Annotated in this window: 18 protein-coding genes; 8 read left to right on the forward strand and 10 right to left on the reverse strand. The window is 72.1% G+C overall.

The window, feature by feature from the left end; all coding sequences use genetic code 11:
• Nucleotides 1-136: 136 nt before the first annotated feature.
• Nucleotides 137-889, forward strand: coding sequence for an SLATT domain-containing protein (locus tag ACFP2V_RS08620; RefSeq protein ID WP_381207935.1), 753 nt, complete (start codon nucleotides 137-139; stop codon nucleotides 887-889).
• A gap of 412 nt (nucleotides 890-1,301) precedes the next feature.
• Here the strand turns inward: ACFP2V_RS08620 and ACFP2V_RS08625 are convergent, their stop codons facing one another.
• From ACFP2V_RS08625 to ACFP2V_RS08635, 3 genes are all read right to left on the reverse strand, one after another.
• Entirely contained in the window at nucleotides 1,302-3,227 is a 1,926-nt protein-coding gene (locus tag ACFP2V_RS08625; protein WP_381207938.1) for a serine/threonine-protein kinase, read from the reverse strand.
• Nucleotides 3,228-3,304: 77 nt separating this feature from the next.
• Complete coding sequence (locus ACFP2V_RS08630) at nucleotides 3,305-3,763, reverse strand: MarR family winged helix-turn-helix transcriptional regulator (RefSeq protein WP_381207941.1); 459 nt, start codon at nucleotides 3,761-3,763, stop codon at nucleotides 3,305-3,307.
• Nucleotides 3,760-4,365 carry a type 1 glutamine amidotransferase family protein gene (locus ACFP2V_RS08635; RefSeq protein WP_381207944.1) on the reverse strand — a complete coding sequence of 202 codons (606 nt, stop codon included), beginning with the start codon at nucleotides 4,363-4,365 and terminating at the stop codon, nucleotides 3,760-3,762. The genes ACFP2V_RS08630 and ACFP2V_RS08635 overlap by 4 nt, the downstream gene beginning before the upstream one ends.
• Nucleotides 4,366-4,533: 168 nt before the next feature.
• On the opposite strand from ACFP2V_RS08635, the gene ACFP2V_RS08640 reads away from it, so the two are divergent.
• The 3 genes from ACFP2V_RS08640 (at nucleotide 4,534) to ACFP2V_RS08650 (ending at nucleotide 7,625) form a co-directional block, all read left to right on the forward strand.
• A complete protein-coding gene (locus ACFP2V_RS08640; protein WP_381207947.1) occupies nucleotides 4,534-5,895 on the forward strand; it encodes an aspartate aminotransferase family protein in 1,362 nt (453 codons plus the stop codon).
• Nucleotides 5,896-6,055: 160 nt separating this feature from the next.
• Nucleotides 6,056-6,805, forward strand: coding sequence for a GntR family transcriptional regulator (locus ACFP2V_RS08645; protein WP_381207950.1), 750 nt, complete (start codon nucleotides 6,056-6,058; stop codon nucleotides 6,803-6,805).
• A gap of 169 nt (nucleotides 6,806-6,974) precedes the next feature.
• Entirely contained in the window at nucleotides 6,975-7,625 is a 651-nt protein-coding gene (locus tag ACFP2V_RS08650; protein ID WP_381207953.1) for a hypothetical protein, read from the forward strand.
• A gap of 128 nt (nucleotides 7,626-7,753) precedes the next feature.
• Here ACFP2V_RS08650 and ACFP2V_RS08655 read toward each other — a convergent pair whose 3' ends face one another.
• Complete coding sequence (locus tag ACFP2V_RS08655; protein ID WP_381207956.1) at nucleotides 7,754-9,037, reverse strand: adenylosuccinate synthase; 1,284 nt, start codon at nucleotides 9,035-9,037, stop codon at nucleotides 7,754-7,756.
• A gap of 186 nt (nucleotides 9,038-9,223) precedes the next feature.
• Between ACFP2V_RS08655 and ACFP2V_RS08660 the strand changes: the two genes are divergently transcribed.
• Nucleotides 9,224-10,108: a diacylglycerol kinase family protein gene (locus ACFP2V_RS08660; protein WP_381207959.1), complete on the forward strand. Its 885-nt coding sequence runs from the start codon at nucleotides 9,224-9,226 to the stop codon at nucleotides 10,106-10,108.
• Between the two features lies 1 nt (nucleotide 10,109).
• On the opposite strand, the gene ACFP2V_RS08665 is transcribed toward ACFP2V_RS08660, so the two are convergent.
• The 3 genes from ACFP2V_RS08665 to ACFP2V_RS08675 all read right to left on the reverse strand — a co-directional run bounded on the left by ACFP2V_RS08665 (nucleotide 10,110) and on the right by ACFP2V_RS08675 (nucleotide 11,306).
• Nucleotides 10,110-10,553, reverse strand: a complete 444-nt coding sequence (locus tag ACFP2V_RS08665; protein ID WP_381207962.1) for a Uma2 family endonuclease — start codon at nucleotides 10,551-10,553, stop codon at nucleotides 10,110-10,112.
• 21 nt (nucleotides 10,554-10,574) lie between these two features.
• Nucleotides 10,575-10,709 carry a hypothetical protein gene (locus ACFP2V_RS08670; RefSeq protein WP_381207965.1) on the reverse strand — a complete coding sequence of 45 codons (135 nt, stop codon included), beginning with the start codon at nucleotides 10,707-10,709 and terminating at the stop codon, nucleotides 10,575-10,577.
• A gap of 81 nt (nucleotides 10,710-10,790) precedes the next feature.
• Nucleotides 10,791-11,306 carry a GbsR/MarR family transcriptional regulator gene (locus ACFP2V_RS08675; RefSeq protein ID WP_381207967.1) on the reverse strand — a complete coding sequence of 172 codons (516 nt, stop codon included), beginning with the start codon at nucleotides 11,304-11,306 and terminating at the stop codon, nucleotides 10,791-10,793.
• A 150-nt stretch (nucleotides 11,307-11,456) separates the two neighbouring features.
• On the opposite strand from ACFP2V_RS08675, the gene ACFP2V_RS08680 reads away from it, so the two are divergent.
• The 3 genes from ACFP2V_RS08680 to ACFP2V_RS08690 all read left to right on the forward strand — a co-directional run bounded on the left by ACFP2V_RS08680 (nucleotide 11,457) and on the right by ACFP2V_RS08690 (nucleotide 15,380).
• On the forward strand, nucleotides 11,457-12,419 hold the full coding sequence (locus ACFP2V_RS08680; RefSeq protein WP_381207970.1) for an ABC transporter ATP-binding protein: 963 nt from the start codon (nucleotides 11,457-11,459) through the stop codon (nucleotides 12,417-12,419).
• Entirely contained in the window at nucleotides 12,416-14,077 is a 1,662-nt protein-coding gene (locus ACFP2V_RS08685; protein WP_381207973.1) for an ABC transporter permease, read from the forward strand. Before ACFP2V_RS08680 ends, ACFP2V_RS08685 begins: the two co-directional genes overlap by 4 nt.
• A 535-nt stretch (nucleotides 14,078-14,612) precedes the next feature.
• Nucleotides 14,613-15,380, forward strand: a complete 768-nt coding sequence (locus tag ACFP2V_RS08690) for an alpha/beta fold hydrolase (RefSeq protein ID WP_381207976.1) — start codon at nucleotides 14,613-14,615, stop codon at nucleotides 15,378-15,380.
• Between the two features lie 94 nt (nucleotides 15,381-15,474).
• Here the strand turns inward: ACFP2V_RS08690 and ACFP2V_RS08695 are convergent, their stop codons facing one another.
• The 3 genes from ACFP2V_RS08695 to ACFP2V_RS08705 all read right to left on the reverse strand — a co-directional run bounded on the left by ACFP2V_RS08695 (nucleotide 15,475) and on the right by ACFP2V_RS08705 (nucleotide 18,879).
• Nucleotides 15,475-16,695 (reverse strand): cytochrome P450, encoded by a 1,221-nt coding sequence (locus ACFP2V_RS08695; protein WP_381207979.1) that lies wholly within the window; start codon nucleotides 16,693-16,695, stop codon nucleotides 15,475-15,477.
• A gap of 163 nt (nucleotides 16,696-16,858) precedes the next feature.
• Nucleotides 16,859-17,539: a response regulator gene (locus ACFP2V_RS08700; protein WP_381207982.1), complete on the reverse strand. Its 681-nt coding sequence runs from the start codon at nucleotides 17,537-17,539 to the stop codon at nucleotides 16,859-16,861.
• On the reverse strand, nucleotides 17,536-18,879 hold the full coding sequence (locus tag ACFP2V_RS08705) for a sensor histidine kinase (RefSeq protein WP_381207985.1): 1,344 nt from the start codon (nucleotides 18,877-18,879) through the stop codon (nucleotides 17,536-17,538). The genes ACFP2V_RS08700 and ACFP2V_RS08705 overlap by 4 nt, the downstream gene beginning before the upstream one ends.
• Nucleotides 18,880-18,938 lie beyond the last annotated feature (59 nt).

Consider the following 18,938-nt stretch of genomic DNA (forward strand, 5'->3'; position numbering starts at 1 on the left):
GGCGCCGAGCAGGCGCCCGAGCAGGCGCCGAGCAGGGATCCAGTAGGGGTCCGGTAGGGGGCAGGTCAGAGTCGGGGTCGGGTCAGAGTCGGGATCGGGTTCGGGGTCAGGTTCCAAGGTCAGTAGGGAGTACCGGGTGGTTCAGCCGGAGATGCAGCCCGAGGGCCGTCCGCAGGACGGGTTCGGCGAGGGGGCGGCCGGGCTGCGGCCGGGCGATCTGGCCGGGCGGGTGTTCCCGCTCGGGGACTGGGGTGAACCCGCGCCCCGGCTGGACGAGCTGTACCGGTGGGTGGAGCGCGGGGCGCTGGACACCGCCGCCTGGTATCTCGCGGACCGGGCCTGGAAGCGGCGGTGCGCGTGGGCGCTGCGTGCGGGGGCCGCGGCGGGGGTGGCCACCGGGGCGGCGCTGCCGCTGCTGGATCTGACCGGAGCGACCGACGGCATCGCCCCATGGGGATATATGGCGCTGCTGCTCGCGGTCGTCTGTGTGTCCGCGGACCGGTTCTTCGGGGTGACGTCCGGCTGGATGCGGGACGTGGCGACCGCGCAGGCCGTGCAGCGGCGGCTCCAGGCGTTCCAGTTCGACTGGGCGTCGGAGTGCGTCCGCGAGGTGCTGGGCCCGGCCGAGGGCACCGCGAGCGAGGCGACCGAGCGGTGCCTGTCGGTGCTGCGGCGGTTCTCGGAGGACGTGAGTGAGCTGGTGCGGGTCGAGACGGCGGACTGGATGATGGACTTCCGTACGAGCGCGAGCGTACCGCCGGGCATCCAGGGGGCGCCGACGGGCACGGGCCGGTCCGAGTCGGCCGGACAGCCCCACGGCCGCTTCCCGTCCGCGCCCGGGGCCACCCGCCCGAACATGCCCCGGCAGCGGCCGCCGGAGCCGAGGTGAGTGCTCCCCGGCGTGCCGGGGCCCGGAGTTCGAGGCCGGCGCAGAGGCACCGGCCTCCCGGGCCCAGGCAGGGGAGACGCCCGTGGGTGTGGATCACGTCCTGACCGATGCCCCGGGTCAGGTACGTCAGGAAGCTCGACGCCAGGGAGTTCGCCGGCGGCCGCCCGGAGGTGCGGGCGTACTCGACCTCGCGGAACGGATAGGAGTGGAACGGATAGGGGTGGTCCCCCGTTCCAGGGCGCCGACGGACGGGGCGTTGCCGTCCGGGCGCAGCCGGTTCACACCCTTCGCGCCGACGGCCCGGTTGAAGGCGGTCACCGTACGGCCGTATGAATGCGGCGGGCGAGCGTCGCGGGGCGAAGTTCGCCGAACGTTCGACAGCGGGCCGCGAGTGTGCCGTTGGTGTGCCTTGTCAGTCCCGCGTATAGGTGAGCTGGTCGCCGTTGCCGGTGTTCACGCGGTGGAGGGTGTCGTCGGGCAGGAGGGTGATGTCGGTCGCGGCACCCGGGGTGCAGGCGCTGCGCGGCTGGCCGACCGTCACGGTGGTCGGGCCGATCTCCAGCCGCCCGCCGGAGCCCGGGGCACGGGTGAGGTCGCCCTCGAACACGCAGTGGTAGGTGCCGTTCCCGGTGGGTCCGTCGGCGACGAGGGACATGACCGTGTCACCGGCCTCGCCCTGCCGGATGGTCAGCCTACGGGTGTGCAGTCCGCTCGCGTTGTCGATGGTCGTCGACCAACTGCCGAGATATCCGGTCGGGATCGCTCCGTCGGCGGGCGGCTGCTCCGTCCCGGCGACGCCGCCCGTTCCGCCCGTTCCATCCGTCCCGGTCGAGGACTTCCCGTCGGGCGAGGAGTTGGTGCCCTGGGACGTGCCGTCGGTCGGCGTGCCCGAGGGATTGCCGCCGGCGGTGTTGCCGTCGCCGCCGTTCATCAGCACGTACACCGTGCCGCCCGCGGCGAGCGCGACGACCAGCGCGACCACGACGAGCAGCGCGGTGGAACGGTTGTTGCGCGGGGACTGCGCCGGGCCGTACGGCGGCGGATGCGTACCGAAGGGCGGCGGGCCGTAGGGAGGGGTGGCGCCTGCGGCCCCGTAGCCGTTGTAGGGGTAGCCGTAGCCGGGGGACTGGGGATGCGGCCGGGCGTGCGGCTGAGGGTGCGGCTGGGGATGGCCGTACGCGGCGGGACTCTGCCCGGCCGCCGGGGCGCCCGGGGCCGGGGGCGCGGTGGGGCCGTTCGGGCCGGCGACCAGGGTGGGCAGGTGGTTCACCGGCGCACCGTCACCGGGCGCGCCCGGCGCGGGCGGCACGGGTAGGGCGGAGCCGTCGGCGGCGGGGGCGTGTTCGGGGGTGGCGGCGGGGGCGGGGCCGTCCGGCACGGGCAGCGGTGCCTGAGGGTCCTCCGCGTCCAGGAGCCGCACGGCGTGCCGGCCGAGCTGGGCGACCAGGGCGCCCGGCAGCCAGGGCTCACGGGAGCGGCCGCCGGCGACGGTTTCCTCGGCGCCGGTGCGCAGCAGGATCTGGTCGAGGGTGGGCCGCTGGGCGGGGTCCTTCCTGAGGCAGTCCTTCACGAGGTCGGCGAGGTCCTCGGGGACCCGGCCGAGGTCGGGTTCCTCCTCGGCGATGCGGAACATCAGGGCGTGCGCCCCACTGTTGGCGGTGCCGAAGGGAAGCTCGCCGGTGGCGGCGTAGGCGAGCACCGAACCGAGGCAGAAGACGTCGCAGGCGGGGGTGATGCGATCGCCGCGCACCTGCTCCGGTGCCATGAACCCGGGCGAGCCGACCAGCGCCCCGGTGCGGGTGAGGCCGCCGTCGGTCACGGTCTCCAGGGCCCGCGCGATCCCGAAGTCGATGACGCGCGGCCCGTCGATGGTGACGAGCACGTTGGACGGCTTGAGGTCGCGGTGCACGATGCCGGCGGCGTGGATGTCCTTCAGCGCGTGCGCGAGACCGACGGCGAGAATGCGTACCGACCGCTCGGGCAGCGCACCGTGGTCGTGCCCGACGACCTGCTGGAGACTGGGCCCGGCGACGTACCCGGTGGCGACCCAGGGCACCGGGGCCTCGGTGTCCGCGTCCAGTACCGGCGCGGTCCAGTCGCCGCCGACCTGCCGGGCGTTCTGCACCTCCTGGCGGAAGCGGGCCCGGAACTCCTCCTGCTGGGCCAGTTCCTCGCGCACCAGCTTCACGGCGACGGTGCGTCCCCGGTCGGAACGGGCGAGGTAGACCTCCCCCATGCCGCCGGCCCCGAGCCGCGCGAGCAGCCGGTACGCGCCGATTCTGCCGGGGTGCCGAGCGCCCCGGCCCCCCATCGCGTCCCCCGGTCCGTGCTTCTCCATCGTTGCGCCGCCTTCCCCCGCCGTGAGCAACAGCCTGAGGATAAACCGGGCGCGGTCCGGGGTGAGCTGGGCGTCGTCTACGGTTCCGTAACAGGCGGACCGAGGTCGTCGAGCACCGCGCACAGGCGTTCCAGTGTCTGGATCGCCTGTGCGAGTTCGGTTTCACCGAACGCCTCCGCGAGCCGTTTCGCGAAGGCGGCGTGGCCGGGGCCGATCCCCGCGACGGCCGCGCGCCCCTGCTCGGTGGCGGCGAGGAGCTTGGCTCGGCGGTGCGCCGGGTTGGGCCGGTACTCGGCGAGACCGCGCTCGACCAGCAGGTCGGCGATGCGCTGCACGCTCTGCCGGGTGATGCCCATGACGCGGGCGATGCCGGAGACCGGCAGGGGTTCGCGGAGGACCGCGCCGAGCACCTGCCACCAGGCGGCGGTGAGCCCGGCGGGCCTGGCGAGTTCCTCGGCGACCGCGAGGAACTCGCCGTTCAGCCGGAAGGCGCCGAGCGCGCCGCGGCTGAGCAGATCCTGCTGTTCCCGGCTCACCGGCTCAGGGCCTCCTCGAGCTCGGCGTACGCCTGGGGGTCGGAGTCGTGGAAGAGCCGGTACCAGGCGTCGATCGCCGGTTCGTCGTAGGCGCCGAGCAGCCGGAAGACCTCGCGGGCGAAGGCGACGGGTTCGGTGGGTCCGGCGGTGACGAGTCCGCCGTCGGTGACGGCGTCGGCCTCGACGTACCGCGCGCCGCCGGCGTAACCGGTCGCGGCCAGGTAGAAGGAGGCGGCGCCGGTGTGCGCCCGCTCGTCGAGCAGGCCTTCGCGGGCGAGTCCGGCGGTGGCGCCGCAGAGGGCGGCGACGGGCACTTCGGCGTCGAGGAAGGCGCGGGCGGTGCGGGCGAAGGGGGCGAGGTCGTCGCCCTCGTCCCAGAGACCGGCGCCGGGGAGGATCAGCAGCGCACTGTCCTCGGGCCGCAGCGCGTCGAGGGCGAGGTCGGGCAGCACGCGCAGCCCGCCGACGCTGGTGACGGGCGCCCCGGTGGGGGCGACGGTGCGGACCTCGTACCCGGCGAGGGCGAGGTGCGCGGTGGCGTGACCGGTCTCCCAGTCGGCGAAGGTGTCGTAGACAGCTAGATGGACGGGATCGCGGGTCATGACCGCTCCCTGGGGGCGCCGATGGATGCCGATGAGTATCGATGGATACCGATTGAACGCAGTGGACGGAGGACCAGGGACGGAGGAGCCTCCACCCCCTTTGACAGCACGCTGCCATACATGCAGCACACTGTCAAAGGAGGGGAGGAACGACCTACGCTCGCCCGTATGACTGCACAGCCGAACCCCGAGGCCGGGGCCGCCGTGAAGGCCGCCGACCGTGCCCATGTCTTCCACTCCTGGTCCGCGCAGGAACTGATCGACCCGCTCGCCGTCGCCGGAGCCGAGGGGGCGTACTTCTGGGACTACGAAGGCCGGCGCTACCTCGACTTCACCAGTGGGCTCGTCTTCACCAACGTCGGCTACCAGCACCCCAAGGTCGTCGCCGCGATCCAGGAGCAGGCCGGACGGATGACGACGTTCGCGCCCGCGTTCGCCGTCGAGGCGCGGTCGGAGGCGGCGCGGCTGATCGCCGAGCGGACGCCGGGTGACCTGGACAAGGTCTTCTTCACCAACGGGGGCGCGGACGCCGTCGAGCACGCCGTCCGGATGGCGCGGCTGCACACCGGGCGGCCCAAGGTGCTCTCCGCGTACCGCTCGTACCACGGCGGCACCCAGCAGGCCGTGAACCTCACCGGCGACCCGCGCCGCTGGGCCTCCGACAGCGGCACGGCCGGGGTCGTGCACTTCTGGGCGCCCTTCCTGTACCGCTCCCGCTTCTACGCTCAGACCGAGGAGCAGGAGTGCGCGCGGGCGCTGGAGCACCTGGAGACGACGATCGCCTTCGAGGGGCCGTCGACGATCGCGGCGATCATCCTGGAGACCATTCCGGGGACGGCGGGCATCATGCCGCCGCCGCCCGGTTATCTCGCCGGGGTGCGGGAGCTGTGCGACACGTACGGGATCGTCTTCGTCCTGGACGAGGTGATGGCCGGGTTCGGCCGGACCGGCACCTGGTTCGCGGCGGACCTGTACGACGTCGTTCCGGACCTGATGACCTTCGCGAAGGGCGTGAACTCCGGGTACGTGCCGCTCGGCGGCGTCGCGATCTCCGGTGCGATCGCCGAGACGTTCGCGAAGCGGCCGTACCCGGGCGGGCTCACCTACTCCGGGCATCCGCTGGCCTGCGCCGCCGCCGTCGCGACGATCAACGCCATGGCCGAGGAGGGCATCGTCGAGAACGCGGCACGGATCGGCGCGTCCGTCGTCGGGCCGGCGCTGCACGAGCTGGCACAGCGGCACCCCAGCGTGGGCGAGGTCCGCGGGGTCGGCATGTTCTGGGCGCTGGAACTGGTGCGGAACCGGGAGACCCGGGAGCCGCTGGTCCCCTACAACGCGACCGGTGAGGCGGGCGCCCCGATGGCCGCCTTCGCCGCCGCCGCGAAGGCGGACGGGCTGTGGCCCTTCGTGAACATGAACCGCACCCACGTCGTCCCGGCGTGCAACGTGAGCGAGGCCGAGCTGAAGGAGGGTCTGGCCGCGCTGGACTCGGCGCTGTCGGCGGCGGACGAGTTCGTGGACCGGCCGTGAGGAGGTGACCTGAAGATTCGAACAAGCACAGGTCACTCGAACACATAAGGTGGCGTGACCGTGGACGGACGCGTGCGCCGGATGCACGCGGCCGGCGCGTGGGACACACGCACGCCTTGCACGGTCACGCCACTCGAACGCAAAGGGGAGACGCCCGACCATGCCCGGCATCAGCGGCAACGGCGCGGTGACGCGCAGCACGCTGCGGCAGCAGATCGCCGACGCCCTCCGTGAGGAGGTGCTGGCCGGGCGGATGGAGCCGGGGCAGGAGTTCACCGTCAAGGAGATCGCCGACCAGTACGGGGTGTCCGCGACCCCCGTACGGGAGGCGCTGGTCGACCTGTCGGCGCAGGGGCTGCTCGACGCCGACCAGCACCGGGGGTTCCGCGTGCACGAGTACTCCGTCGACGACTTCCACGGCATGATCGAGGCCCGCACGCTGGTGATCGACGGGATGTTCCACGCCCTGACCGACGCCGACGGCCGCCTGGCCCGCATCCGGCCCGAGGAGCCCCGGGTCGCCGCCGCGCTCGCCGGGGTCCGGCGGCGCGGCGAGGAGGCCCAGCGTTCGGCCCTCGCCGGGGAACTCACCGTGCTGATCGGCTACGACCTGCGCTTCTGGCGCGAGTTCGGAGCCCTGTTCGGCAACCCCTTCCTCACCGCCTTCCTGCACCGGCTCCGCGTCCAGACCTGGGTCTGCGTGGTCCAGCATCTGCGGCGACTGCCCGATCTGCGGGGGCAGCTGTGGTCCGATCACACCGATCTGGTGGACGCGCTGGTGCGCCGTGACATCGATTCCGCCCGCGCGGTCGTCGCGTCGTACAACGCCCACTCCCTGGCCTTCGTCGAACGGCTCCCCGCGGGCCGGACGGACCGGACCGGGCGGCCCGGACCGGACGGCCCGGGGTGAGTGCGGGGTGGAGCCCGGGGGCCGGGTCCCGCGTCGTCTGTGTTGGTATGGGTAGAGGACCTGCACGAGGGGAGTCACCCTCGCGCCGCGCCGATACCCTTCCCTGACCGCCGTGCTGGACGCGCCAGACGTACCGGATGCAGTGGACGTGCTATGCGAGGAGCTTTCTTTGGCCTGTGACCTGTGGCTGGTACCGCTCGTCGACGTGTTGTGCCACACCCCCGAGAATCCGTTCGCCGAGGAACTCGCGCAGTACAACAAGGTACTGGCCGAGGCCGGGCTGCCGCCGGTGCCGGTGTACCAGTACATGCCGGGACTGTCCGGCGAGGTCGCCCCTGTCGCGGGCTTCGACTACGACGCGCTGCACTTCCTGCGGCGCACGTATCTGCTCCAGGTGTGCGGACTGCCGGTCACACCGGTGGGCGAACTGGGCGGCGACTACGAGCAGTTGCTGGAGATGTTCGAGACCACGGCCCAGCAGTCGCACCTGGTGTGGCATTACGACCACGCCGGGGCCTACGTCCCCGTGGACTTCCCGCACCCGCTCTCCAGCGACGAACTCCTCGCGGGCGGCGGCCCGCTGGGCTCCTCCCACGCGCTGCTGCGTGAACTGGAAGTCGTCGCCCCGGCCCTCGGCATCGACCCGGCGAACCCGCCGGCCGCGCCCGAGCCCCCGCAGGGGCCGACCGAACTGGAGGAACCCGCCGTCCCCGCGCCGTACGACCCCAGTCCCTTCGCCCGGGAACGCCACGTCTGGCTCGGCCTGCACGCGGCAGCCACGCGCAGCCTGGCCCAGGGCTCGATGATCGTCTTCAGCTGAACCCCGGGCGGGGCCGGCTCGCCCCCACACACCCCGGGTGTCCCGGACACCCCGGACGTGAAAACGTCCCGGTGGCCCTGGACGGGCCACCGGGACGTCGGGGTGCGGCGGACTACGGCGGGGCCGGACTAGAGGAACGAGTTGATCTCGATCGTCTCGTCGCGGCCCGGACCCACGCCGATCGCGGAGATCGGGGCGCCGGACATCTCCTCCAGGGCCTTGACGTACGCCTGGGCGTTCTTCGGGAGGTCGGAGAAGGACTTCGCGCCGGTGATGTCCTCGGACCAGCCGGGGAGCATCTCGTAGACCGGCTTCGCGTGGTGGAAGTCCGACTGGGAGTACGGGAGCTCCTCGACGCGCTTGCCGTCGATCTCGTAGGCCACGCAGACCGGGATCTGCTCCCAGCCGGTGAGGACGTCGAGCTTGGTGAGGAAGAAGTCGGTCAGGCCGTTCACGCGGGTCGCGTAGCGGGCGATGACCGCGTCGAACCAGCCGCAGCGGCGGTCGCGGCCGGTCGTGACGCCCCGCTCGCCGCCGATGCGGCGCAGCGCCTCGCCGTCCTCGTCGAACAGCTCCGTCGGGAAGGGGCCGGCGCCGACGCGGGTCGTGTACGCCTTGAGGATGCCGATGACCCGGCTGATCTTCGTCGGGCCCACGCCGGAGCCCGTGCAGGCGCCGCCGGCGGTCGGGTTCGACGAGGTGACGAAGGGGTACGTGCCGTGGTCGATGTCGAGCAGGGTGCCCTGGCCGCCCTCGAAGAGGACCACCTTGTCCTGCTCCAGCGCCTGGTTGAGGACCAGGACGGTGTCGGTGACGTACGGCGCCAGCTTGTCGGCGTAGCCCAGCAGTTCCTCGACCACCTGGCCCGTGGCGATCGCACGCCGGTTGTAGAGCTTGGTGAGCATCTGGTTCTTGGCGTCGAGGGCCGCCTCGACCTTCTGGGTGAGGATCGACTCGTCGTACAGGTCCTGGACCCGGATGCCGACGCGGTTGATCTTGTCGGCGTAGGTCGGGCCGATGCCGCGGCCCGTGGTGCCGATCTTGCGCTTGCCGAGGAAACGCTCCGTCACCTTGTCCACCGTCACGTTGTACGGCGTGATGATGTGTGCGTTGCCGCTGATCAGGAGCTTGGACGTGTCGACGCCTCGCTCGTTCAGCCCGCTCAGCTCGGAGAACAGGACGGAGGGGTCGACGACGACGCCGTTGCCGATGACGGGAGTGCAACCGGGAGACAGGATTCCGGAAGGGAGCAGGTGGAGGGCGTACTTCTGGTCGCCCACGACCACCGTGTGGCCGGCGTTGTTGCCGCCTTGGTAACGCACCACGTAGTCGACGGATCCGCCGAGCAGGTCCGTCGCCTTTCCCTTGCCTTCGTCACCCCACTGAGCACCGAGCAGCACAAGTGCGGGCACGCGCGTACACCCCTTCCGGGCGGGGCATGTCCAGGGTCAGGGGCGTACGCGGAGGATCTCCGCCGCGCCCACACCGCGACCATCGTTGGCCGCCAACCGTCGGACCGGATGCCCCGGAATAGACGAAGCCCCTGCGCAACAGCGCAAGGGGCTCTTGCACAAAGATGCTACCCGAGGAAGCGAGGCATGGCCGAGGTGGCGACTTCCCCGACGTCCGATCAGCTCCTGGTGGTCATCGATCCGGTCGCCCGCCGCTGGGACGGCGAGTCCGTGCGTATCGCGAAGGACGTGCTCAGCGCGGGTGCGACGACGAAGGTGTGCCTGCCGGACGGGCCGGAGGAGTTCGCCCGCGCGCTCGCCCGGCGGGGCTCCCGGCGCCCGGTCCTGGTCGGCGACGACCGGGCCCTGATGCAGGCGGTGGGGCTGCTGCACCGGCAGCGGGAGCTGACCGGCTGCGCGCTGTCCCTGGTGCCGGTCGGGAACGCGCTGTCGCTCGCCCGGTCGCTGGGGGTGCCCACGGGGGCGGTGGCCGCGGCGCGCGCCGTGCTGGACGGCGCCGAGCGGCGGATGAATCTGCTGGTGGACGACAGCGACGGCGTGGTGCTCGGCGCGGTACGGATCCCGCCGGCCGGTGCCGCCCAGGTGCGGGAGGAGGCCGCCGAAGAGGCCGAGAACGCCGACGGGGGTCCCGGGGCGGGGCCGCATCCGTGGCTGCGGACCTGCCAGTCCCTGGTACGGACCCTGGTGCCGGTCCGGCCGCCCCGGGTCGCCTACGCCCCCGAGGGCGGACCGGTCCGGCTGCGGGTGGAGGTCGACGGGAAGACGCTCGTCGACCTGCGCCAGCCGGTGGAGTCCGTCTCCGTCGTCCCCGGCCCCGGCGGGATCGCCCGGGTCGAGGTGCGGCCGGTGTCCGTCGGCGCGGAGGCGTCGCCGCTGCTGGCCGAGGGGCACACGGTGACGGTGTCGGGAGCGCACTTCCGCTACCGGGCGGACGCCCTGGTGTCGGGGCCGGTGGGCACCCGGACGTGGGTGGCGCGGGAGGGCGCCTGGGGGCTGACGCTGCCGGTGTGAGTCAGGTTTCAGTGCCCTCGTGGGGCCGGTGGAACCCGCTCGTGTCGAGGAGGCAACCGAAGGGATCGGGGATCAGGAGCTTTTCGCCGAACGGCTTGTTGATGCGGATCTGGTAGCCCTGCGGCGACGGGGAGCCGTAGACGGTGGCCCGCTGTTCCTGCATGTCGAGGATGAGATACACGGGGATGCCCGCCCTGCCGTAGACCTCGACCTTGTCGGTCAGATCGTCGTTCCGGGTGGAGGGAGAGGTCAGTTCGGCGACGAAGGACAGAGCCTCGCCGTCCAGACGGTTGCCCTCCGTCTCGAGGGCCTGCTCGTGCACCGCGTGAATGCCCGGCCCATAGGCGCATGCCTCCCCCGGGAAGACATACAACGTCGGTGCCCGGTCGATCAGGTGTCCTTCTGGAAGGTACGGCTCGAGCTGTTTGCACACCAGGTGCGTCACACGGCGGTAATAGCCCTTCGATCACGGCGACACAACGATGTCCCCCCTGATGATCTCGGCTTTGAAGCCGTCGCGCAGGTGCAGCTCGTCGAGAAGGTCCAGCAGTTCCTCGAAGTCGCCGAGCTCGGTGCCGCTTGCCGTCGGTCGCTCTGCCATGGCTGTCATGATGCGCCCTCCCCTTGAAACGGACCGTCCGTCACTCATCGCATTCGATCAGTCACGCGGACGCGTCCGGCTTCAGGATCGCCCCTCACCCCGGCCGAAAGTCTCGTCCCGGTGGGCGCGCCACCGGTCCATGATCGTCTCGATCTCCTTCTCCACGAACTCGAAGAAGGCCAGCGTCTCCCCCAGCCGACGGCCCGCCGGGGTGTCGCGCCCCAGGCTGGTGACGCCCTCGCGCAGGGCGTTCTCCCAGCGCCGGATGACGGCCTCACGGTTGGTCAGGGCCTCGTACCACTGGTCGCCGTGGACGCGGTAGCGCTCACGGCGCGAGCCGGGTTCCCGCTCGCGGGAGACGAGGTGCTGCTGGTCCAGGTAGCGCACGGCTCCGGACACCGCGGCGGGCGAGATCCGCAGCGTCTCCCCCAGCTCGGCGGAGGTCCTGGCCCCGGTGTCCGACACCAGCAGGGCCGCGAAGACCCTGGCCGGCATGCGCGGCACTCCGGCCGCCACCAGCTGCGCGGCGAAGTGCTCGACGAACCGGGAGACCGCCTCGGGGTCCCGCTCCGGCCGCCCGGCTCCTTCCTCCGTCATGATCCACCCATCTCCGTCCTCGGCCCCCGCGCATTCCGTCCGTCCGCCGCGCATCCGTATCCGCAGCTCAGCGACATCGGCCAGTCTAGTCCGAAGTTTATACGCTTCCTTAACTTCACAAATTTGTGGAACCACCGTACGTTCCGAAGCATGACGAAGGCCATCACCGTGTCCGGACTCCACAAGTCGTTCGGTCGCACGCGCGCACTCGACGGTCTCGACCTGGACGTCGAAACCGGCGAAGTCCATGGCTTCCTGGGCCCGAACGGCGCCGGGAAGTCCACCGCCCTCCGCGTCCTGCTCGGTCTGCTGCGTGCCGACTCGGGCGCCGTCCGGGTACTCGGCCGCGATCCGTGGGCGAACGCCGTGGAGCTCCACCGCCGCCTCGCCTATGTCCCCGGCGACGTCGAACTGTGGCCGCACCTCACCGGCGGCGAGGCCATCGACCTGCTGGCGCGGCTGCGTGGCGGCCTGGACCGGAAGCGGCGCGCCGAGCTCGTCGAGCGCTTCGACCTGGACCCGTCCAAGAAGGGCCGCGCCTACTCCAAGGGCAACCGGCAGAAGGTCGCCATCGTCGCCGCGCTCGCCTCCGACGCCGAGCTGCTGCTGCTCGACGAGCCGACCGCGGGACTGGACCCGCTCATGGAGGTCGTCTTCCAGGACGTCATCGGCGAGGCCAAGGCGGCCGGCAGGACCGTCCTGCTCTCCAGCCACATCCTGGCCCAGGTGGAGAAGCTCGCCGACCGCGTGAGCATCATCCGGCTGGGACGCACCGTCCAGTCCGGCACGCTCGGCGAGCTGCGCCACCTGACCCGCACCACCATCGAGGCGGAGACCGAGCGGCCCCTCACCGGCCTCGGTGAGCTGCCCGGCGTCCACGACCTGCGGATTCTCGACGACGCCACCGGCCGGGTCCATTTCGCCGTCGACGGCGGCCGGGTCGACGCGGCGGTCCGCAAACTCACCGAGTTCGGCATCCGCAGTCTCGTCAGCCACCCGCCGACCCTGGAGGAGCTGATGCTCCGCCACTACGGCAGCGAACTCGCCGCCAACGGGCACGGTTCGAAGGGGCACGCCACGGACGGGCACGCCACGGACGGGGACCTGCGATGACCACCGCGACGGCCACCGCCAAGGCGCCGGCACCGGCCGGGCCGGTCGCCGGCGGCAACGCGCTGGCCGGGACCCGGACGCTGGTCCGCTTCGCCCTGCGCCGGGACAGGATCCGGCTCCCGGTGTGGGTCCTGGCCCTGTTCCTCGGCACGCTCATGACGGCGAACAGTTTCAGGACGCTGTACAGCGACCCGCAGGACCGGGCGAACGCCGTCAGGAGCGTGGACAGCCCGGCCGGCCTGGCCATGTCCGGCCCCCGCCACTACCTCGACGACGACGGCTTCGGCTCCATACTGAGCCACCAGATGCTCGGCTTCACGACCGTCCTCGTCGGCCTCATGAGCGTGCTGATCATCACCCGGCACACCCGTGCCGAGGAGGAGACCGGCCGCGCCGAGCTGCTGCGCTCCACCGTCGTGGGCCGCCATGCCCACCTCGCCGCCGCCCTGTCCGTCGCCGTCCTGACCAACCTCGCCCTCGCCCTGCTGCTGGCCTTCGGCCTGGCCGGCCTGGGAATGGAGGGCATCGGCACGGCGGGCTCGCTGCTCTACGGCTTCGACCACGCCGCCGCCGGCCTCGTCTTCGCCTCCGTCGCCGCGGTCACCGTCCAGTTCACCGCGCACACCCGTGGCGCGTCCGGTACGGCGCTCGCGGTCATCGGCGTCGCCTACGTACTGCGTGCCGTCGGCGACAGCGGCGAGAACGGCACCCTGTCCTGGTTGTCCCCGATCGGCTGGGTGCAGCGCAGCTACCCGTACGTCGACAACCGCTGGTGGCCGCTGCTGCTCTGCCTGGTGTTCGCGGTGATGTGCGCGGCGGCGGGGTTCGTGCTCTCCACCCGGCGGGACGTGGGCGCGGGCCTGCGTCCGGAGAAGCTGGGCAGCCCCACGGCCTCCAGTGTCCTCACCACACCGGTCGGCTTCGCCCTGCGACTGCACCGCGGCACGCTGATCGGCTTCGGCGCGGGCCTGTTCCTGATGGGGGCGATGTACGGATCGATCCTCGGGGACGCCGAGGACATGCTGAAGGGCATCGACGAGATCCAGGAGGCCCTGGACCGCATCGGAGGTGCCGGCGTCGTCGAGTCCTTGGCCTCCATGGTCATGGTCGTCCTGACGGTCGTGGCGGCGGTGTACGTCGTCATGGCGGCCCTGCGACCCCGTTCCGAGGAGACGGCGGGCCGCGCCGAACCCCTCCTCGCCACCGGCCTCTCGCGCGCCCGCTGGGTCGGCGGCCACCTGGCCGTGGCCATGGGCGGCGGTACGGTCGTGCTGCTGCTGGCCGGGCTCGGCTTCGGCATCGCGGGCACGGCCTCGACCGGTGACGGTTCACTGCTCCCGAAGCTGGTGGGGGCGGCCCTCGCCTACGCGCCCGCCCTGTGGGTCACGGTCGGCGTGGCCGTGGTGCTCTTCGGCTGGTTCCCGCGGGCGAGCCAGGCGGCCTGGATCGTTCCGGTGTACGCCTTCGTGGTCGGCTACCTCGGTCAGATCCTCCAGTTCCCGGCCTGGATGAACAACCTCTCCCCGTTCGGACATGTCCCCCGGCTCCCCGCCGCGGACATGAACTGGACCCCACTGCTCCTGTTGTCCCTCGTCGCCGCCGGTCTGGTGTGGCTGGGCCTGGCGGGCTTCCGACGACGGGACCTGGAGACGAAGTAACCGTGCCGCAGCCCTGCCCGGCGGGACGCGCCCCCGACGGGCAGGGTCGGCGCGGCGTGGGCCGGCGGGATGGTGCCCCTGCGGACGGTGCAAGGGATCTGAAGGTGGCGTCACGGGTCGGGGCCGGTGGTGCCGCTCGGCGGGCGTGAGATCGAGTGACGGCGTATCGGGCCCTGCCGGGGGCGGTCAGCTGCTCGTGCGGGCGGTTTTGCGCGACCGCCCGGTGGGACGGCGGTCGCGACGCGTGCGACGCCGGAAGACGCGCCCACGCCCCGGGGAGGACACACCGTCCCGAAGGCGTGAGCACTTTGGCCACCACTGTCCTGATGCCGCTCGTTTGAGCGCTTACGTGACACACGCCCGCCGACTGCTCACGCTTTCCGCACGGCGTCCGTCTCCGGCCCCGCGGCACCGGGACCGCGGAGATCCCCTGCACCACCCCCCCCCAAGATCCCGCACTGGGGCGGTGCTGGTGCGCCGAGCTCCGGTGGCTACTCTCGTCTCTCCGTCGACCTGGAGTGCAGGGGAGCAGACTGTGCGCAACGCCGCCGTGACGCCCGAGGGCGACCGGATCCGCTGGGTCGAGCTGCCGGGGCAGGAACCGTCACGCGTCTATGTCCATGGTCTGGGTGCCACTTCGCCGGCTTACTTCACGGAGGTCGCGGTCCATCCTCTGCTGGCCGGCCGCCGTTCACTGCTGATCGACTTGCTCGGGCACGGCATCAGCGACCGGCCGACGGGCTTCGACTACACCCTGGAATCGCACGCCGATGCCCTCGCCGCGGCCCTGACCTCCGCGGGTGTCACCGGCGCCGAGTTGATCGCGCACAGCATGGGCGGCTCGGTGGCCATCGTCCTGGCCACCCGACACCCCCGGCTGGTCTCCCGCCTGGTCCTGGTCGACGCCAACCTCGACCCGATCCCGCCCAGCCCCACCTCCGCAGGCAGCAGCGGCATCGCCGCGTATTCCGAGCAGGGGTTCCTGGCGGGCGGCTGGGAGGACATCCGCGACCGGGCCGGTTCCCACTGGTGGTCCACGATGCGTCTGACCGGCCGGGAGGCCCTGCATCGCAGCGCTGTCCACCTCACCCGCGGCACCGTCCCCACCCTGCGTGAGCTCCTGCTGGACCTGAGAATTTCCCGCACCTACCTGCTGCCCGAGGCCGACGGCCCGCTCCCGGGCACCGGTGCGCTCACCGAAGCCGGGGTGGCCGTGGTCCCGATCCCGGACTGCGGGCACAACGTCATGCTGGACAATCCGGAAGGCTTCGCCCGCGCCACTGCGGCGGCGCTGGCGGACTGACACCGGCGACAGGCAGGCCCTCCGCTGAGGTCCCGTTCATGAACGGGCCCGGTGCCCCGCCCTCCCAGGGATGACGTGGCCCGGGCCCGCGGACTCAGACCTCGACCACCAACCCCTCCAGCCCTCTGATCACGAAGTTCGGCTTGCGCTTCGGCTCCTCCGCCAGGCGCAGCGTCGGGGCCTGCTCCAGCAATGCCGTCATGGACGCCGCGAGTTCGATACGGGCCAGGGGTGCGCCGATGCAGTAGTGGATGCCGGCGCTGAAGGAGATGTGCGGGTTGTCCGCGCGGGTGAGGTCCAGGCGGGCCGGGTCGGCGAACACGGCCGGGTCGTGGTTGGCGGAGCCGAAGAGCAGGGCGATCTCCGCGCCCCTGGGGATCACCGTGCCGTCGATCTCGATGTCGTCCAGGACCCAGCGTTCGAAGAGCTGGAGCGGGGTGTCGTAGCGCATCAGCTCCTCCACGGCGGAGGGGACCAGGGAGTGGTCCGCGCGGAGGGCGGCCAGCTGGCCGGGGTGCCGGAACAGCGCCCACCAGCCGTTGACCGTGGAGTTCACCGTCGCCTCGTGGCCCGCGTTCAGCAGCAGCACGCAGGTGGAGATCATCTCCTGCTCGGTGAGCCGGTCGTCGTCCTCGTCGTGGGCCGCGATCAGCCCCGAGATCAGGTCGTCGCCGGGCTTCTCGCGACGCTCGGCGATCAGCTCCCGCAGATAGTCCGAGAACTCGACCGACGCCCTGACGGCCTTCGCCGCCGACTCCCCCGACGGGTTCAGCTCGTACATCCCGCAGATGTCCGCCGACCAGGGGCGCAGCGGAGCCCGGTCGGACTCCGGGATGCCCAGCATCTCGGCGATCACCGCGACCGGCAGCGGTTCGGCGACGTCCCGCAGCAGGTCACCGCCGCCGGCGTCGACCAGCGCGGCCACCAGGTCGGCCGCCAGCCCCTCGACGTACGGCTTGAGCCGCTCCACCGTGCGCGGGGTGAACGCCTTCGACACCAGGCGCCGGATCCGGGTGTGGTCCGGCGGCTCCAGGTCGAGCATGCCGTGGTCGTTGAGGGTGTGGAACGGCTCCTGCTCGGGCGGCGGGGCCGTCCGGCCGAACTCCTCGTGGGTGAAGCGGTGCTGGTACGTCCGCCCCAGCCGCCGGTCGCGCAGCAGCGCCGAGACGTCCGCGTGGTGCGGTACCAGCCACTGGTTCGTCGGCTCGAACCAGTGCACCCGCCCCCGTTTCCGCAGCTCGGCGTAGGCGGGGTACGGGTCGGCGACGAACGCCGGGTCCCACGGGTCGAACGTGAGGGCGAGAGGAGGTGCCATGGACGGACGGTAGCCCGGCGGGCCCGCACTGACCAGAGACATCCGTCACCCCACCCGGGCGCCACGCGCCCGGTGCCCCGCAGGGCACCTGCGGGGCACCGGAGGCCACACACCCGGTCACCCAGGGGACGCGTGCCTCAACACCCGGGCGCCGTGCGCCCGGTCACCCGGGGGTCACCAGGCGGGCCTCGTAGGCGAAGACGGCTGCCTGGGTGCGGTCGCGGAGGCCCAGTTTCACCAGGATGCGGCTCACATGCGTCTTGATCGTCGACTCGGCGACCACCAGCCGTCCGGCGATCTCCGCGTTCGACAGGCCCTGCGCGATGAGCACCAGGACCTCCGTCTCGCGTTCGGTCAGGTCGCCGTACGCCGCCTGGGCGGCCGGCATCAGGCGCGAGGCCCCGGACAGTTTGGAGAACTCGGTGATCAGCCGTTTGGTCACCGTGGGGGCGAGCAGCGCCTCTCCGGACGCGACGATCCGTACCCCGTCGGCGAGTTGGCGGGCGGAGGCGTCCTTGAGGAGGAAGCCGGAGGCGCCCGCGCGCAGCGCCTGGTAGACGTACTCGTCGAGGTCGAAGGTGGTCAGCACCAGCACCTTCGCGGCGCCGTCGGCGGCGACGATCTCGCGGGTCGCCTCGATGCCGTTCAGCTCGGGCATGCGGATGTCCATCAGGACGACGTCGGGGGCGAGTTCGCGGACCCGCTCCACAGCCTCCCGGCCGTTGACGGCCTCGCCGACGACCTCGATGCCCGGCATCGCGTTCAGCAGGACCGAGAAGCCCTCGCGCACCATCATCTGGTCGTCCGCGATCAGGACGCGGATGGTGCGGTCGTCGTCGCTCATGCGTCACCTTCGTTCACCGAGGCGACCGGCAGGAACACCGCGACCTCGTAGCCACCGTCGTCGGTCGGGCCGGCCGTCATCTCGCCGTTCAGCATGGTGACCCGCTCGCGCATACCGGTGACGCCGTGCCCGGCGCCGGGCGAGGGCTTCACCAGGTTCGGTGCGGGCACCGGGCCGTTGACCACGCGCAGGCCGAGGCCGCCGAGGACGTACCCGATCTCGACGCGGGCACTCGCGCCGGGCGCGTGCCGCAGGCTGTTGCTGAGCGCCTCCTGCACGATCCGGTACGCCGACAGCTCCACGCCCTGCGGCAGTTCGCGCACCGCCCCGGTCACCACCTTCTCCACGTCCAGACCGGTGTCCCGCACATTGGCGAGCAGGGCGTCCAGGTCGGCGAGGGTGGGCTGCGGGGCGTCGGGGGCCTCGTAGTCCTCGGCGCGGACCACGCCCAGGACCCGGCGCAGCTCGGTGAGGGCGGCCACCGCGTTCTCGCGGATGGTGGCGAAGGCGCGCTCCAGCTCGGGCGGCGGGTTCTCCACCCGGTAGGGGGCGGCCTCGGCCTGGATGGCGACCACCGACATGTGGTGCGCGACCACGTCGTGCAGCTCACGGGCGATGGTGGTGCGCTCCTCGAGGAGCGTGCGCCGGGAGCGCTCGTGCGCGGTGACCGTCTGCTGGGCGGTCACCTCCTGCTCGGCCGAACGCCGGATGTGCCAGACGGCCACGCACAGCAGGATCAGCGCCGAGAGGACCAGCATGGGGGCGGTGTTGACGCCGCGATAGTACGGATCGACCGGGCCGACCAGGGCCTCGGCCAAGCCCCCGTACAGGGCCGTGAGCGCCCACATCCAGGCGGCGGTGCGGGGCCTGGTGCGCAGCGCGACGACGGTCAGCACCGTGAGGTGGCAGACGAAGGAGCCGGCCGGCCACGGCCAGTCGCCCCAGGTGTTGCCGAACAGGGCGGAGATGGCGGTGGCCCCCATGGACAGCCAGAACGCGCCGACCGGCCGGACGAGGGTCATCAGGATCGGGACCCCGGCGAGCAGACCGAGGATCACGCCGAAGGGGCCGTCGGAGACGCCGAACGCCAGGAGGGCGATCGCGACGATCAGGGCATGCGGTGCCCAGCCCGCGTACTCCCGCAGGCGGCCGGGCAGCAGCCGCACCAGGCGGCCGTTCGTCTCGCGGCGCGGGAGCGGGCGATAGTCGAACGCGTTGTGGATCAGGTCCTGGCGCGGCCCGCGCAGGGCCTTCTGGGCCAGCTGGTACTCCGGGCTGCGGCTCTTGGTCCCGTCCCCGGGCGGCGGGGCCGCGGAGTGGGCGTGGGTCGTCTCGGTCACGGTCCCACGTTAGGCCGACCGGGTGGCCGGGGGCGTCCCCGCTGAGAGGGGTTCCCGGG

It is taken from the genome of Streptomyces incanus, from assembly GCF_042656345.1.
Classification (GTDB): domain Bacteria; phylum Actinomycetota; class Actinomycetes; order Streptomycetales; family Streptomycetaceae; genus Streptomyces; species Streptomyces incanus.

Coding starts and splice junctions, on each gene's coding strand:
- ACFP2V_RS08695 (WP_381207979.1), bottom strand. CDS start 16,695: ATGGCACCTCCTCTCGCCCTCACGTTCGACCCGTGGGACCCGGCGTTC.
- ACFP2V_RS08680 (WP_381207970.1), top strand. CDS start 11,457: ATGACGAAGGCCATCACCGTGTCCGGACTCCACAAGTCGTTCGGTCGC.
- ACFP2V_RS08625 (WP_381207938.1), bottom strand. CDS start 3,227: ATGGAGAAGCACGGACCGGGGGACGCGATGGGGGGCCGGGGCGCTCGG.
- ACFP2V_RS08645 (WP_381207950.1), top strand. CDS start 6,056: ATGCCCGGCATCAGCGGCAACGGCGCGGTGACGCGCAGCACGCTGCGG.
- ACFP2V_RS08635 (WP_381207944.1), bottom strand. CDS start 4,365: ATGACCCGCGATCCCGTCCATCTAGCTGTCTACGACACCTTCGCCGAC.
- ACFP2V_RS08675 (WP_381207967.1), bottom strand. CDS start 11,306: ATGACGGAGGAAGGAGCCGGGCGGCCGGAGCGGGACCCCGAGGCGGTC.
- ACFP2V_RS08670 (WP_381207965.1), bottom strand. CDS start 10,709: ATGGCAGAGCGACCGACGGCAAGCGGCACCGAGCTCGGCGACTTCGAG.
- ACFP2V_RS08640 (WP_381207947.1), top strand. CDS start 4,534: ATGACTGCACAGCCGAACCCCGAGGCCGGGGCCGCCGTGAAGGCCGCC.
- ACFP2V_RS08685 (WP_381207973.1), top strand. CDS start 12,416: ATGACCACCGCGACGGCCACCGCCAAGGCGCCGGCACCGGCCGGGCCG.
- ACFP2V_RS08700 (WP_381207982.1), bottom strand. CDS start 17,539: ATGAGCGACGACGACCGCACCATCCGCGTCCTGATCGCGGACGACCAG.
- ACFP2V_RS08660 (WP_381207959.1), top strand. CDS start 9,224: ATGGCCGAGGTGGCGACTTCCCCGACGTCCGATCAGCTCCTGGTGGTC.